The following is a 15124-nucleotide window of genomic DNA, read 5'->3' on the forward strand; positions in this document are numbered from 1 at the left end:
GCGCGATGCTCGCGCCGCGCATCGCGACGCGCTCGGGCCATGTCGCCGGCGTGGTGATGCTCGCCGCGCCGGCGCGACGCCTGCTCGACCTGCTGCCGGAGCAGAACCGCTACATCGCGAATCTCGACGGCAATGTCAGCGACGCCGAAAAGACCGCGCTCGCGAAGATCGACAGCGCGATCGCTGCGATCCGCAGCGGCCGTGCACTTGCGCCCACCGACGCCCCGCTCGGCCTGTCTGCCGCGTACTGGCGTTCGATCGACGCGGTCGATCCGCTCGCGGATGCACGCGCACTCAAGCTGCCGATGCTGCTCCTGCAGGGCGGCCGCGACTTCCAGGTCACGAATACCGACTGGGCGCTGTGGCAACAGGCGTTCGGCCACGATCCGCGCGCGACGCTGCATCTGTATCCCGCGCTCGACCACTTGGCGATTACGGGCACCGGCGCATCGACGTTGAAGTCGTACGACGTCCCCGGCCACGTCGATGCGCAGCTCATCAACGACGTCGCCGCGTGGATCGAAGGCCATCGCTGATCGATGCTGACCTGTGAGAGCCTGTCGAAGTTCACCTACACGCTGCTCGAGGCAGGCGAGCCGCGCGCGACGATCCGCATGCCCACACGCCCGGCGCAGGTGCGGAATGCGCGGTTCTCGCTGGGTGAGCCGGGCTACGTCATGATCGAAGCGGCGGGCGTCGAGCACCGCGTCGAGTACGAGACGTTCGATTCGCCCGCCGGCGGCGCGCGGCTCTATCGCTTCAAACTGATGCAGGGCGACGCCCGCCGTGCGTCCGCGACGGGGCAGCCGGGTCGCCCGCGCAAGTGGCACATCGAGGCGCCCGGCACGGTCGGGACGCTGGTCGAGCGTCGCGCGTGGTTCGGCCCGATGCACTTCGACCTCGCGAGCGGCACTGGCGCGGTGGGCGCGATTCGCGAAACCACGCGCATGCTGGCGCTGCGTCGCCGCTTCGAGATCGACCTGCCGACGGTCGACGACCTGCCGCTGCGCGCGTTCCTGTTCTTCCTCGCCGTGAACGCGACCTACCGCTGACGCTCGCGCGCGCCGAAGCCGCCCGCTACCCTGCCCGCATGCGACCGCGCCCGACCACGCTCATCAATACGCCCGACGTCGAGCTCTGGCCCGCGCACCTGCTGCGCGCCCGCTCGAACGCTGACGCCCGCACGCTGGCGCGCGCCACGCACGTGTTGCGGCGCAAGCGCGACGGCCGCTTCCTGGCGGCGTCGACCTCGGCCGGCATCGAACCGCTTACGTGGAATTGGCACAGCGAAGGGGGCGTCGACCAGGCGCTGCGCGCACTCGATGCGCCGCCGCGCGGTTCGCATATCGACGATCACGACCTGCCGCTCGCGCGCATCGAACACCGTCTGCATGCGCTGGGCCTCGATGCCGACGCGTACAGCGAACGCACGGGGCTCGCACTCGTCGCCGAGCCTGCCGCGCTTAGGTTTGCGGGGTTCGACCGCTATCGGCGGCCCCTGTGGCTCCGCCCCGCCGCGGCGCGCGCTTGGCGCACGATGCACGACGCCGCGCTGCGCGAAGGCATCGTGCTCGAAGCCATCTCGGGTTATCGCAGCCACGATTACCAGCTTGGCATCTTCGAACGAAAGCTCGCGCGCGGTCAGACGGTCGACGAGATCCTCACCGTCAACGCGGCGCCCGGCTACAGCGAACACCACGCCGGCCGCGCGCTGGACATCGCCTCGCCCGGCGAACCGCCCGCGGAAGAATCGTTCGAGCTCACGCCCGCCTTCGAATGGCTGACGGCAAACGCCGGCGCGTACGGCTTCGTGATGAGCTACCCGCGCGATAACCCGCACGGCATCGTCTACGAGCCTTGGCACTGGTGCCATCGCGGCTGAAGCATCGCCCATGGCCGCCAGCAACGCCCGCATGATTCGCGCGGTGCTGTTCGACTTCGATGCCGTACTGACGACGCATCCGACCGGTTCGTTCACGACGCTCGCTGCACTGTCCGTGGCGCTCGATCTGCCGGAAGCGCGGATTCGACGCGCCGACGGCACTCGGGATTCATGCCGTGCACTTCGACGACGCGAAGAACGACGTCGACGCGCTCGCGGATATGTTGTTTACGCGTTTCGGACTCGGCACGGATCTTGTCGAAGGCGTCGAAACACCGCTTTCGATCAGCTCTGCGAACGTTTGACCGGCTTCGCTGCGGGCGTCGCGAAATCGGCGATTCGCCAGAGGTAGAAGCTCGCGTACGTGCGGTACGGGCCCCATATCTCGCCGCGTTCTGAGAGCGCACGGGGCGGCAACATCGCATCCAGTCCGTCGAGCACCTGCGCGCCCTTGCGAATGCCGAGATCGTCGACCGGCAGCACGTCCGGCCGGCCGAGGCGGAACATCAGCATCATCTCGACCGTCCAGCGGCCGATGCCGCGGATCGGAACGAGCGCGGCGATGATCGCGTCCTCGTCCATCACCGACATCTGCCGCAGCGTCGGGATTTCACCGTCGGCTTCGCGACGCGCGAGATCGCGCAGCGCGAGCAGCTTGTTACCGGATACGCCGCAGCCGCGGAGTGTGAGGTCGTCGCAACGGCCGAGCGTGTCGGCGTGAAGCCGGTCACTCCCGATCGCGGCTTCGACACGTGACACGATCGTTGCCGCGGCCTTGCCCGACAGCTGCTGGTACAGGATCGCGCGCGCCAGCGCATCGACCGGATCGAACGGACGTCGCCACTGAACGTTCGCTTCGATCGGCCCGATGCGGCGCATCCACGCGCCGAGTTCGCGATCGACGCGTCGCAGGTGTTTCGCAGCGGCGTCGACGTCGAAGCCCCGGGACCAGCGCGGCATCGTCAGCGCCTCGACGAACGTTCGACCGCGGCGAGCAGCCAGCCGACGATCAGCGTCACGCCGCCTGCGGGCGCCAGACGGGTGGGCCAGCCGAGCGCATATGCGCCGACGAGGCTGCCGGAGAACAGCAGCACGCCGAGGACGAACGCGAACTGCGCGAAGCCGCCGGCGCGCGAACGTCGCGGCGCATAGGCGATCAGCGCAACGCCATGCGCGAGCGCCATCGCCGCTGCGGTGTAGAGCGCATGTTGCGCGTCGCCGGTCGCGCCGTGCGCCGCGTAAGCCGACAGGCCGACGCCGCAGGCGCCGTAGAGGCCACCGATGACACCAGGCCAGCGCGCGTCACGGCTCATGCGAACGCCCGCGCGGAACGCACGCGGCGCCCCAACGAAAAACGCGCCGCAAGCGGCGCGTTTTCGATATCGATCGGGCTTACTTGACCGCCCACTGGACGGTGAACTCGCCCTGGTCGGAGAAGCCGGCATCGATGCCGCCGTTCCAGATCTCGTACGGACGATCGAGCGTGGCGTAACCGTGCGTCAGCGACCAGGCGCGGATCGCGTCGCGCAGACGCTGCAGGTTGCCCATGTCGCCCTTGAACGTGGTGCCGACGACCTTGGCGGCGTCGTTGTAGGCGACCTTCACCGGGGTACCCGAGGTGCTGATGCCTTCGATCTTCTCGCCCGCGCCCGCCTTCTTCACCGGGACGGCGACGTCGAACGAATAGTTCGCCGAACCCTGTTCGTTAGTGATGATGCGGACCGGGCCGGCCTGCTCGAGACCGTTCGAGGCGATCACCTTCTTGATCCACTCAAGGTTCGAGTTCATCTGACCCTTGATCTTGTCGCGATCGATCGGCACGACGGCGCCGACGGTCAGCAGCGTTTCGGCCGGACGCTGGCCTAGGGTCGGCAGCGGCGACTTGTACTCGACCGGCAGCTGGCTGTAGTCGATGTTCGGCACGCCGGCGAGCGCGTTGGTCAGGCGACCGAGACCGAGCTTGATGTCCTCGCCGACGCTGTTGCTCACGTACAGGCCGGCATAGCGCGCGATCGGGTTGAACCCGTAGTTCACGTCGTAGGTCTGCGTGATCTGCGTATTGCGGCCGCGGTTACCGACCGGCTGCAGGGTGAACTCGCTGCGCTTGTTGCTGCCCGGCGAATCGGTGGTGATGGCGTAGACGACGCGCTTGTTCGGCTCCGCCTCAGTGATCTCCCAGCTGCCGTTGCCGACGCCGCGGACCTTCGACTGGTAGCTGACCTTCGCGCCGACGCCCTCGTCCTTGCCCGAGGTCTGGACGTTAGCCGCCGGATCGTGCAGCAGGATGGGGTTCCAGTCGGTGAAACGACGGGTGTTGTTGAGCAGGTCGTACGCGATCGCAATCTTGCGATTCGACTGCACCGACTCGGACAGGTGGCGACTGCTGGGCAGGAAAATGCCCACGATCACGAACAGTGCGAACACGATCGCGATGGAAATCAGGATCTCGAGCAAACGGGTCATTCAGGAGTTCTCCGGGGCCTGGCCCGCGCCACCCGTGGCAGGGCCGAGGCGCAGACCGCCAATCGTAGCAAGACAGCGGCACTGGCGTGAATGTCGTTGAACGCGTGCTGCCCAACGGCGTGAACGACAGCCCGGTTTCGCGATCGGGCTGGCCTGTGCGCGGCGGTTGACACGTTGCGCTAGGCACGCGGGTTCCACGTCACCGAGGGAAACGCCTTCACGTCGACCCCCGCGTCGCACGACCCCTTACACGGCGTCGTACGGCCGCTTCCGGCCGGACACGGCATCCGGCCGGACGCCGGTCAGACGAGCTGCAGCTCGAACGCCTTCAGCACCGCGCGGGTGCGATCGCGGACGCCCAGCTTCGACAGGATGTTCGACACGTGGTTCTTGATCGTGCCTTCGGCCACGCCCAGCGAATTCGCGATTTCCTTGTTCGAGAAGCCGCCCGCCATCAGGCGCAGGATCTCGGTCTCGCGCTCGGTGAGGGGATCCGGGCGGTCCAGGCTCACGAAGTCGTTGCGCATGTGCTCCAGGCCGGAGAGGAGGCGCTGGGTGACCGCCGGCTGCACCAGCGAGCCGCCGTCGGCGACGGTCTGGATGGCGCCGACGAGCTGGTCGAGCGAGACGTCCTTGAGCAGATAGCCCTTGGCGCCGGCCTTGATGCCCGCGAGCACGAGCTGGTCATCGTCGAAGGTGGTCAGGATGATGGTGGGCGGCAGCTGGCCGAGGCGCGCGAGGGTCTGCAGCGCTTCCAGGCCGGACATCGCCGGCATGCGCATGTCCATCAGCACGACGTCGGGCTTGACCTGCGGTATCTGGTCGACCGCCTGACGCCCGTCGGACGCCTCGGCGACCACGTCGATGCCTTCGGCGAGCGCGAGCAGCGACCGCACGCCCTGGCGGACGAGGGTCTGGTCGTCCACCAGCATCACGCGGATGCGGGCAATGGAGGGGGCGTTCATGCGGCGACTCCTTCTCGGACGGCCGGGGCGGCCGCGATGGGCAGGACGAGCCGGAGACGGAAGCCGTCGCCCGGGCGGGTATCGATATCGAGGGTGCCGCCCTGCTGCGCCAGGCGTTCGCGCATGCCGCGCAAGCCGTTGCCCGCGACGAGCAGGTCGGCGCCGCGGCCGTCGTCGCGTGCGGTGACGACGATGGCGCCGTTGTCGCGGCGCGCGGCGATCCAGAGGTGGCGCGCGCCCGAATGGCGCACGGCGTTCGTGATGATTTCCTGCGTGCAGCGCAGCAGCACATGCGCGCGCTCGGGATCGTCGATGGTGAGCGGCGACTCGATGTCCATGGCGATGTCGAGCGACGGCACGTTCTCGGCGAGCGGGCGCAGCGCGACGGACAGGTCCATCGCCCCGCCCTCGCGCAGCTGGCTCACGGCCTCGCGAACGTCGGTGAGGAGCAGGCGCGCGAGCGTATGCGCCTGCGAAACGTGCTCTTTCGCGCGGCCTTCGGCGAGGTGGCCCGCAACTTCGAGGTTGAGGCTCAGTGCCGTGAGGTGGTGACCGAGGAGGTCATGCAGTTCGCGGGAGATGCGCGTGCGTTCGTTGACGCGCGCGCTTTCGGCGAGCAAAAGGCGCGTGGCGCGCAGTTCCGCGTTGAGTCGACGCTGCTCTTCGCGCGCATCGGCCTGCTGGCGCGCGATCAGGCTGGTGGCGAAGACGAACACGGAGAAGCCCGTGTAGAGCAGCGACTGCATGAGCGCTTCGAACAGCGGGAAATTGAACCCGTAGACGAAGACAGGCATCACCGCGAACTGGCTGGCGATCAGCCACGGGATACCAGCGCGCAACGGTAGGAACCAGGGCAACAGGCAGGCCGTCGTCATCAACAACACGCTGCCGAGGCCATTCCGGCCGTAGTAGCTGACGCCGATCGCGCTCGCGGTCAGGAGCAACAGGCCGACCACGTCGCCGAAACGGGCATGACGCCGCCCAAGGCCCTGCGACAGCACGAAGTAGCTCACGCCGAACAGGAAATAGACGCCCCAACCCAGCAGTGGCAGGGCACGCGGACCCAGCGCATCGTCGGCCGCGAGATCGTCGGGCGCCACGTTGGGCCCCAACGACATGTACAGCAACGGCAAGCCGACCATCGCCCAGGTGGCGAGCCCGGAATAGCGCAACAGTCGGGTGTGATTCAGTTGGACCGGCATTGGAGCATCGTACGCCCCGTTTTCGTGACGCCATCCCGCCGAAAGTCATGCCAAGCGGCGCTGGCCCCGCCCGGTCACCGTGCGATAATCGCGCGCCGCGCCGCACTGGCGGGCTGCACGACCCCGGGAGCCGGAAAGAATGTCGATCGTCGTCCGCGACGTGCGCGAGCACGAGCTGGATTCCGTCCTAGCGCTGAACAACGCCGCCGGCCCCGCGATCCTTCCGCTGGATGCGACCCGTCTCCAGCACTTCTACGAAACCGCTGAATACTTCCGCGTCGCCGAGCGCGACGGCTCGCTCGCGGGCTTCCTGATCGGGATGGGCGATGCGGCCGAGCACGACAGCTCGAACTTCCGCTGGTTCCGCGAGCGCCACTCGGAGTTCTTCTATATCGACCGCATCGTCGTCGCGAGCCGGCGTCGCGGTGGCGGCGTCGGGCGCGCGTTCTACGCCGACGCGCAGACCTACGCCGAACTGCGCTATCCGCAGATGGCCTGCGAAGTGCTGATGCAGGGCGGCAACGACCCGGTGCTGCTCTTCCACGGCACGTTCGGCTTCAACGAAGTCGGCCAGCACGTCATGGACGAAACCGGCCTGCGTGCGTCCATGCTCATGAAGCCGCTCTGCAGCTATGCGTGGGTGCGCGAGACGTATGGGCGCGACCTGCCGCCCGAACCCTGGATCCACACCCCGCGGACGCGCGACGTCGCGCGCACGCGCGCTGCCGGAGGCCGCGTATGAGCGCGCAAATGGATTTCGAGCCCGCGGGCGAGCTGAAGATCGGCCAGGTCGGCATCGCCAACCTGCGCATCCGCACGCTGGACGTCGGCAAGCTTGCAGAGGAAATGCGCGGTCGTGTGCAGCGCGCGCCGAACCTGTTCGCGCGCGCGGCGGTCGTCATCGACTTCGGCGGATTGACGCGTACACCGGACGTCCCGACCGCGAAAGCGCTCGTCGACGCTTTGCGCGATGCGGGCGTGCTGCCCGTCGCCCTCGCCTACGGCACCAGCGAGATCGAGGCGTTGTCGCGCGAGCTCGGCCTTCCGCTGCTCGCGAAGTTCCGCGCGCAGTACGAGCGTGCGGGCGATGCGCCTGCCGAACCGGCGCCGCCGTCGCGTCGCGAGCGTACACCCGAACCCGAGCCTGCGCCCGCGCCTGCCGCGGTCGCCGCCGCAGCGAATGCAAGTTCGCAGCCGGGCCTGGTGCAGGCCGCACCCGTGCGTTCCGGTCAGCAGGTCTACGCGGCGGAGCGCGATCTCACCGTGCTCGCGACGGTCGGCGCCGGCGCGGAAGTGATGGCGGACGGCTCGATCCACATCTACGGCGCACTGCGCGGCCGCGCGCTCGCCGGCGCGCAGGGCTTTGAGCAGGCGCGCATCTTCTGCCGCGAGTTCCATGCCGAACTCGTCGCGATCGCGGGGCACTACAAGGTGTCCGAAGACATTCCCGCCCATCTGCTCGGCAAGCCCGTGCAGGTGTGGCTCGATGGCGGCCAGCTGAAGATCGAAGCGCTGGACGCCTAATCCGTCACATATCCGCATGCTTTAGGGCATGCTGTCGCCCGCACCGGCATCGCCGGCGGGGACCTGAGAACGAATCCGGAGGAACCTCAGTTGGCCGAAATTATCGTCGTCACGTCGGGCAAGGGTGGCGTGGGCAAGACCACCACCAGCGCCAGTCTCGCCTGCGGCCTCGCGCGCCGCGGCCACAAGGTCGCCGTCATCGACTTCGACGTCGGCCTGCGCAACCTCGACCTGATCATGGGCTGCGAGCGCCGCGTGGTGTACGACTTCGTCAACGTCGTGCACGGCGAAGCGTCGCTTAAGCAGGCGCTGATCAAGGACAAGCGCTTCGACAACCTCTTCGTGCTCGCTGCTTCGCAGACGCGCGACAAAGACGCGCTGACGAAGGAAGGCGTCGAGAAGGTGCTGAACGACCTCGCCGCCGATGGCTTCGACTACATCGTCTGCGACTCGCCGGCGGGCATCGAGAAGGGTGCGTTCCTCGCGATGTACTTCGCCGACCAGGCGGTCGTCGTGGTGAACCCGGAAGTCTCGTCCGTGCGCGACTCCGACCGCATCCTTGGCCTGCTCGCGTCGAAGACCAAGCGCGCCGAGAACGGCGAGCGCGTCAAGGAACACCTGCTGCTCACGCGCTACAGCCCCAAGCGCGTCGAGACCGGCGAGATGCTGAGCATCGGCGACGTCGAGGAGATCCTCGGCCTCAAGGCGATCGGCGTGATCCCGGAATCGGGCGACGTGCTGAACGCATCGAACAAGGGCGAGCCGGTCATCCTCGAAGCGCAGTCCGACGCCGCGCAGGCGTATGACGACGCGGTGGCGCGCCTGCTCGGCGAGAACCGCCCGATGCGTTACGTGCAGGTCGAAAAGAAGGGCTTCCTCAGCAAGCTCTTCGGGGGTTGATCCATGGGCATCTTCGATTTCCTGACCGCGAAGAAGCCGACCGCCTCGGTCGCGAAGGATCGCCTGCGCATCATCGTCGCGCACGAGCGCGTGACGCGTGGCGGCCCGGACTACCTGCCGATGCTGCAGCGCGAGCTGCTCGAAGTGATCCGCAAGTACGTCAACGTCGACGCCGAAGCGGTCAAGGTCGACCTGATCGGCGACGGCGACAACAAGGTGCTCGACATTTCCGTCGCGCTACCGGAAAACGGCGCGCAGGCCTGACCGTTTCCATGTTTCGCCTTCTTCGATGCCCTCGCCTGTGCGGGGGCATCGTCGTCTCAAGCCCATGCTGACGCTCGCCGACATCGATTTCGACGCCGCCGCGGCGCTTCTCGCGCGCTACGGCCTCGTGCTGTCGCGCGTGCCCGACGGCGAGCCGATTCCCGGCAGCTACTGGGGCGAGTGCGAGGCCGGGCTGATCGGTTCGACGGTCCACGTGCGCGCCGACACGCCGGTGCATTCGATGCTGCACGAGGCCGCGCATCTCATCGTGCTGCCGCCGGAGCGTCGCGACGCCGTGCACACCGACGCCACTGACTCCATCGAAGAAGAGAACGCGGTCTGCGTGCTGCAGTCGCTGCTCGGCGATGCACTGCCGGGCGTCGGCGGCGACCGCGTACTCGCCGACATGGACGCCTGGGGCTACACGTTCCGGCTCGGCTCGGCGAAGGCCTACGTCGAGCAGGATGCGGACGACGCCTGGGCGTGGCTCGAACGCGCGGGCCTGGCCAACGCCACCACGCGGCGACTCGCTCCGCCGGCCTGAACCGCGCGCGCCGCAGTGCGCCTTGCACCGGCCGGGGGCGGCCTCTAGCCTGCGACGACGCCTACCCCCGGAGTCTCCGCCATGAAACCCGTCCGCGCCCTGCTCGCCGTGAGCATCGTCGCCGTCCTCGGCCTGTCCGGCTGCAAGGCGCCGCCCGGAGCGTCCACCTCGACCGGCACCGCCCCGTCCACCACGGCCGCGACGCCGCCGGAAAACGAAACCGCCGACCAGTTCGTCAAGCGCGTCAACGACGAATACCGCGCGATGTATCCGGAGCTCACGTCGTCGCAGTGGCTGTCGTCGACCTACATCAACGATGACAGCGAGCTCGTGTCGTCGAAGGCGAATGAGCGCTACCTCGCGCAGCTCAACGCGTGGATCGAGCAGTCGCGCAGGTTCGAAGGCCAGAAGATGTCGCCGGAAACGGCGCGCGCGATCCAGCTGCTCAAGCTGCAGGCCGCGATGCCGCCGCCGAAGAATCCGAAGGATCTGGCTGAACTCACGCAGATCGCGACGCGCATGGAAGGCGCGTACGGCAAGGGCGCGTACTGCACCGGCGAGGGCCCGGCCAAGACGTGTCGCCAGCTCGGCGATCTCGAGGAAGTGCTGGCGAAGAGCCGCGACTACGACGAGCTGCTCGATGCGTGGCAGGGCTGGCATTCGACCGCGTCCGCGCAGCGCAAGGACTACACGCGCTTCGTCACGCTGATCAACGAAGGTGCGCGCGACATGGGCTATGCCGACGCCGGCGAGCTGTGGCGTTCCGGCTACGACATGACGCCGGCCGAGCTCTCGGCGGAAACCGATCGCCTGTGGGGACAGGTCAAGCCGCTCTACGAGCAGCTGCACTGTTACGCCGGCACCAAGCTCGACGCCAAGTACGGCGCGCAGCGCGGCCACGTCGCCGGCCACATGCTCCCGGCGCACCTCATGGGCAACATGTGGCAGCAGGACTGGGGCAACCTCTGGGACATGCTCGCGCCGTATCCGGGCGCCGGCAGCCTCGACGTCACTTCGTCTCTCGATGCGCAGTACCAGAAGAACCTCGCGGCCGAGACCGCGAAGATCAGCGGCGACCGTTCGCCATCCGCGGTGTCGCAGGCCGAGCACGATGCGCTGCTCGCCACCGCGAAGCAGATGAACGAGCGCGCGCAGGATTTCTACACGTCGATCGGCATGCCCAAGCTGCCGACGTCGTACTGGGAGAAGACGCAGTTCATCAAGCCGCGCGACCGCGATGTGGTCTGCCATGCGTCGGCGTGGGACATGAACATGTCGGGCGACGTGCGCATCAAGATGTGCACGAAGCCTACGGAAGAAGACTTCACCACGATCTACCACGAGATGGGCCACGTGTATTACTACCTGGCCTACAACAAGCAGCCGCCGCTGTTCCAGGCCGGCGCGCACGACGGCTTCCATGAAGCGATCGGCGACACGATCGTGCTGTCGATGACGCCCGCCTATCTGCACCAGATCGGACTCGTCGACCAGCCGCAGCAGACGAATGAAGCGCTGATCAACGCACAGATGCGCATGGCGCTCGCGAAGGTGGCGTTCCTGCCGTTCGGCCTGATGATCGACCGCTGGCGCTGGGGCGTGTTCGACGGCTCGATCAAGCCGGAGAACTACAACACCGCGTGGTGGCAGCTGAAGGCCAAGTACCAGGGCGTCGCGCCGCCGACGCCGCGTGGCGAGAACTTCTTCGACCCGGCCGCGAAATACCACGTGCCGGCGAACACGCCGTACACGCGCTACTTCCTCGCCGATATCCTGCAGTTCCAGTTCTACAAGTCGCTGTGCGATGCGTCGGGCTACAAGGGTCCGTTGTACGAGTGCAGCTTCTACGGCAACCCGGAAGCCGGCCATCGCTACCTGACGATGCTGTCGCACGGCGCGAGCCAGCCGTGGCAGAAGACGCTCAAGGAAATGACGGGCAGCGAGAAGATGGACGCGTCCGCCGTGCTCGAGTACTTCGCGCCGCTGCAGCAGTGGCTCAAGCAGCAGAACGAAGGCAAGACCTGCGGCTGGGAACCGAATGCGGTGACCTCTGCACCGCCGGCCTCGACACCGGCGCCCGCGAAGCCCGCAGCGCCTGCCAAGGCGTGATCGATCGAAGGGCCGGCCTCGCCGGCCCTTCTTCGTAGTGCGTCAAGGCGTCGGGACGTCGGCGCCTTCGCAGCGCAGCGCGTTCTTCCGCGACACCGCGGTCTCCCAGCTCCAGAACGCGAACGCCACCAGCGTCATCGCCGTGGCCGCGGCGGCGAGCCACAGCGTGTGATGCGACAGCAGCGGCGACAGCACGCCCGCGACCAGCGCATTCATCACCAAGCTGGTGAACGCCTGTAACGACGACGCCGAGCCGCGTTGGCGTGGATACATGTCGAGGATCGCGAGTGTCAGCACCGGGAACACGAGCGCGATGCCGAACGCGTGCAGCGTCATCGGCAGCACCGCCCACGGGATCTCGGGAACCGGTGCGAGCGCGTTGTAGACGACGTTGAACGCCATCGCGATGGCGGTCGAGATGAAGCCGATGCGCACGAGGCGGTCGCCACTCAACTTGCCGGCGGCGCGTCCGGACACGAATGCGCCGAGGATCATTCCCCCGATGGTCGGCACGAAGAACCAGGCGAATTCGGTCTCGCCCAGGTGACGGCCGTGCAGCCGCAGCATCTCGAGCACGAACACCGGCGCTGATGCGATGTACAGGAACAGCGCGCTGAAGTTGAACGACGACGCGGCCGCGAGCCGCTGGAAGCGCGGATTGATGAAGATCGCGGCGTAGTCGCGCAGCAGCGAACGCGGCGCGAACGCGAGTCGCGCCGCGGGCGGATGCGTCTCGGGCAGCACGGCCCAGGTGGCCACGAGCAGTACCACGCCGAACACCACCAAGAACCAGAAAATCATCGGCCAGCGGCTCCAGCCCAGCAGCCAGCCGCCGATGACGGGCGCGATCGCCGGCGCGATGCCGAAGATCATCGACACCTGGCTCATCAGGCGCTGCGCGTCGGGGCCCTGCAGCACGTCGCGGATCACCGCGCGGCCGACGATCAGGCCGACACCCGACGAAAGCCCCTGCAGCGCGCGGAATGCAAGCAGCGTCGGCAGATCCTTCGCGAGCGCGCAGCCCGCCGACGCCGCAACGAACACGATCAGCCCGCCAAGGATGACGCGACGCCGGCCGATCGCATCCGACAGCGGCCCGTGCACCACGCTCATCAGCGCGTAGGCGATCAGGTAGACGCTGATCGTCTGCTGCATGGCTACGGCATCGGCGCCGAGCTGCGCGCCGATCTGCAGGAACGCCGGGAAGATCGTGTCGATCGAGAACGGGCCGAACATCGCCAACCCGCCCAGCAGCAGGGCGAGGCGTCGCGTGGACGGGCGGACGTTGGGCGTCATGGATCGGGCCGCGGCGGGGCGCACTAGGGTAAACGCCGGGGCGGTCACGGCCGACGCGCCGGGGCGAACGTCGCGTTGCAGCGGGCGCACGGCCGCTTGGTGGCGACCGATGGAACGCGCCATCGGCCGGGCGACGGTTGTTCCGTCACGTCCCCGGCCTTACGTTGAACCCATGGCCTCCCCTGACCCCCTGAGCGTCGCCGCGCGCGGCACGCAGCGCAGCGACTTCGGCATCGTCCGCTCGCTGTTCCCCTACCTGAAGCCGCACATCGGCCGCATCGCGTTCGCGATCGGCTGCCTGCTGATCGCCAAGCTGCTCGGGCTGACGGTGCCGATGCTGCTCAAGCGCATCGTCGACTCGCTCAACATCGAAGCGACGTTGCGCGTGCTGCCCGTGCTGCTGCTCACCGCGTACGGTGCGGCGCGCGTCGGCGTGAATCTCGTCACCGAACTGCGGCAGGTGGTGTTCGCGCGCGTGATGGCACGCACCGCGCGCGAGGTCACGCTCAAGGTATTCCGCCACCTGCATGCGCTGAGCCTGAAATTCCATCTCTCGCGTCGCACCGGCGGCGTCTCGCGCGATGTCGAACGCGGCGGCACCGCGATCACCGACCTGCTCGACTGGACGATCTACACGATCATCCCGACGATCATCGAGGTCACGCTGGTGACGGGCTTCCTCGTCATCCACTACGGCTGGTCGTTCGGCGTGATCACGCTGCTGACGCTGGCCGGCTACATCGGATGGACGTTCGCCGTCACCGAATGGCGCACGCGCTACTACCGCGCGAAGGTCGAGGCCGACACCAAGGCGAACGCGCGCGCGGTCGATTCGCTGCTCAACTACGAGACGGTCAAGTACTTCAACAACGAAGAGCACGAGGCCAGCCGCTACGACGCGAACCTCAAGCACGTCGAAGAAGCCACGGTGATGAGCCTCAAGTCGCTGGCCGTGCTCAACGTCGGGCAGACCGCGATCGTGTCGTTGGGCGTCACCGCGCTGATGTGGCGCGCGGCGGCGGGCGTCGTCGCGGGGCAGTACACGCTCGGCGACCTCGTGCTGGTCAACGCGTACCTGCTGCAGCTCGCGGCGCCGCTGAACTACCTCGGCATGATGTACCGCGAGATCAAGCAGTCGATCACCAACATGGAGCGCCTGTTCGGCCTTCTCGACGAAAAGCTCGACGTGCAGGACAGGCCCGGCGCGCTGCCGCTGCACACGCGAAAGGCCCACGTCCGTTTCGAGGACGTGCGCTTCGCCTACGACCCGCGCCGCGAAATCCTCAAGGGCGTGAATTTCGAGATCCGACCCGGCCAGACGGTGGCGGTGGTCGGCCATTCGGGCTCGGGCAAGTCCACCCTCGCCCGCCTGCTCTACCGCTTCTACGACCCGGATCACGGCCGCATTACGATCGACGGGCATGACCTGCGCGATCTCACGCAGGGCTCCGTGCGCGCGGCGATCGCAACCGTGCCGCAGGACACCGTGCTGTTCAACGACACGATCTACTACAACATCCACTACGGACGTCCGAACGCGACGCGTGAGGAAGTGGAAGCCGCCGCAAAAGCCGCGCACATCCACGAGTTCATCCTCGCGATGCCGGACGGCTACGAAACCGAAGTCGGCGAGCGCGGCTTGAAGCTTTCGGGTGGTGAGAAGCAGCGCGTCGCCATCGCGCGTGCGCTGCTCAAGAACCCGGCGATCATGATTTTCGACGAGGCGACGTCCGCACTCGACTCGCGCTCGGAAAAGGCGATCCAGGCGGAGCTCGATCGCATCGCGGAAGGCCGCACGACTCTGGTCATCGCGCATCGCCTGTCGACGGTGATGAACGCCGACCGCATCCTCGTGATGGACGCCGGCCGCATCGTCGAACAGGGCACGCACGAGGAGCTCATCGCCTCGCTCGGCCACTATGCACAGCTGTGGCAGCTGCAGTTGCAGGCGGCGGACGAGGCGGCCGTCGCCTGA

General features: G+C 67.6%; 16 protein-coding genes. 10 read left to right on the plus strand and 6 right to left on the minus strand.

Going from position 1 to position 15124, the window contains the following annotated elements; genetic code table 11:
- The 3 genes from EVS83_RS15590 to EVS83_RS04095 all read left to right on the plus strand — a co-directional run.
- Positions 1–536, plus strand: a 536-nt coding sequence (locus EVS83_RS15590; protein WP_484029926.1) for an alpha/beta fold hydrolase, incomplete at its 5' end; no start/stop codon positions are given.
- A gap of 3 nt (positions 537–539) precedes the next feature.
- Entirely contained in the window at positions 540–1052 is a 513-nt protein-coding gene (locus tag EVS83_RS04090; protein WP_133499752.1) for a hypothetical protein, read from the plus strand.
- Positions 1053–1090: 38 nt separating this feature from the next.
- Positions 1091–1882 (plus strand): M15 family metallopeptidase, encoded by a 792-nt coding sequence (locus tag EVS83_RS04095; protein ID WP_133499753.1) that lies wholly within the window; start codon positions 1091–1093, stop codon positions 1880–1882.
- Positions 1883–2167: 285 nt separating this feature from the next.
- Here the strand turns inward: EVS83_RS04095 and EVS83_RS04100 are convergent, their stop codons facing one another.
- The 5 genes from EVS83_RS04100 to EVS83_RS04120 all read right to left on the minus strand — a co-directional run bounded on the left by EVS83_RS04100 (position 2168) and on the right by EVS83_RS04120 (position 6512).
- Positions 2168–2842, minus strand: coding sequence for a DNA-3-methyladenine glycosylase family protein (locus tag EVS83_RS04100; protein ID WP_133499754.1), 675 nt, complete (start codon positions 2840–2842; stop codon positions 2168–2170).
- Positions 2843–2844: 2 nt separating this feature from the next.
- Positions 2845–3195 (minus strand): DUF423 domain-containing protein, encoded by a 351-nt coding sequence (locus EVS83_RS04105; RefSeq protein WP_166636798.1) that lies wholly within the window; start codon positions 3193–3195, stop codon positions 2845–2847.
- Between the two features lie 79 nt (positions 3196–3274).
- Complete coding sequence (locus EVS83_RS04110; RefSeq protein WP_133499756.1) at positions 3275–4345, minus strand: SRPBCC family protein; 1071 nt, start codon at positions 4343–4345, stop codon at positions 3275–3277.
- Between the two features lie 302 nt (positions 4346–4647).
- Positions 4648–5310, minus strand: coding sequence for a response regulator (locus tag EVS83_RS04115; protein ID WP_133499757.1), 663 nt, complete (start codon positions 5308–5310; stop codon positions 4648–4650).
- The gene (locus EVS83_RS04120) at positions 5307–6512 is read right to left on the minus strand and encodes a sensor histidine kinase (protein WP_133499758.1); all 1206 of its coding nucleotides are present in this window, start codon (positions 6510–6512) and stop codon (positions 5307–5309) included. Before EVS83_RS04120 ends, EVS83_RS04115 begins: the two co-directional genes overlap by 4 nt.
- A 139-nt stretch (positions 6513–6651) precedes the next feature.
- Between EVS83_RS04120 and EVS83_RS04125 the strand changes: the two genes are divergently transcribed.
- The 6 genes from EVS83_RS04125 to EVS83_RS04150 all read left to right on the plus strand — a co-directional run bounded on the left by EVS83_RS04125 (position 6652) and on the right by EVS83_RS04150 (position 11853).
- Positions 6652–7254, plus strand: a complete 603-nt coding sequence (locus tag EVS83_RS04125; protein ID WP_133499759.1) for a GNAT family N-acetyltransferase — start codon at positions 6652–6654, stop codon at positions 7252–7254.
- A complete protein-coding gene (gene minC / locus EVS83_RS04130; RefSeq protein ID WP_133499760.1) occupies positions 7251–8036 on the plus strand; it encodes a septum site-determining protein MinC in 786 nt (261 codons plus the stop codon). Before EVS83_RS04125 ends, minC begins: the two co-directional genes overlap by 4 nt.
- Before the next feature lie 90 nt (positions 8037–8126).
- Complete coding sequence (minD, locus tag EVS83_RS04135) at positions 8127–8936, plus strand: septum site-determining protein MinD (RefSeq protein WP_133499761.1); 810 nt, start codon at positions 8127–8129, stop codon at positions 8934–8936.
- 3 nt (positions 8937–8939) lie between these two features.
- Positions 8940–9200, plus strand: a complete 261-nt coding sequence (minE, locus tag EVS83_RS04140) for a cell division topological specificity factor MinE (protein WP_133499762.1) — start codon at positions 8940–8942, stop codon at positions 9198–9200.
- Between the two features lie 25 nt (positions 9201–9225).
- Positions 9226–9744 carry a hypothetical protein gene (locus EVS83_RS04145; RefSeq protein WP_166636799.1) on the plus strand — a complete coding sequence of 173 codons (519 nt, stop codon included), beginning with the start codon at positions 9226–9228 and terminating at the stop codon, positions 9742–9744.
- 81 nt (positions 9745–9825) lie between these two features.
- The gene (locus EVS83_RS04150) at positions 9826–11853 is read left to right on the plus strand and encodes a M2 family metallopeptidase (protein ID WP_133499764.1); all 2028 of its coding nucleotides are present in this window, start codon (positions 9826–9828) and stop codon (positions 11851–11853) included.
- Positions 11854–11895: 42 nt separating this feature from the next.
- On the opposite strand, the gene EVS83_RS04155 is transcribed toward EVS83_RS04150, so the two are convergent.
- A complete protein-coding gene (locus EVS83_RS04155) occupies positions 11896–13149 on the minus strand; it encodes a multidrug effflux MFS transporter (RefSeq protein ID WP_133499765.1) in 1254 nt (417 codons plus the stop codon).
- Between the two features lie 172 nt (positions 13150–13321).
- On the opposite strand from EVS83_RS04155, the gene EVS83_RS04160 reads away from it, so the two are divergent.
- Positions 13322–15124 (plus strand): ABCB family ABC transporter ATP-binding protein/permease, encoded by a 1803-nt coding sequence (locus EVS83_RS04160; protein ID WP_133499766.1) that lies wholly within the window; start codon positions 13322–13324, stop codon positions 15122–15124.

Source organism: Cognatilysobacter terrigena, from assembly GCF_004361065.1.
Classification (GTDB): Bacteria; Pseudomonadota; Gammaproteobacteria; order Xanthomonadales; family Xanthomonadaceae; genus Cognatilysobacter; species Cognatilysobacter terrigena.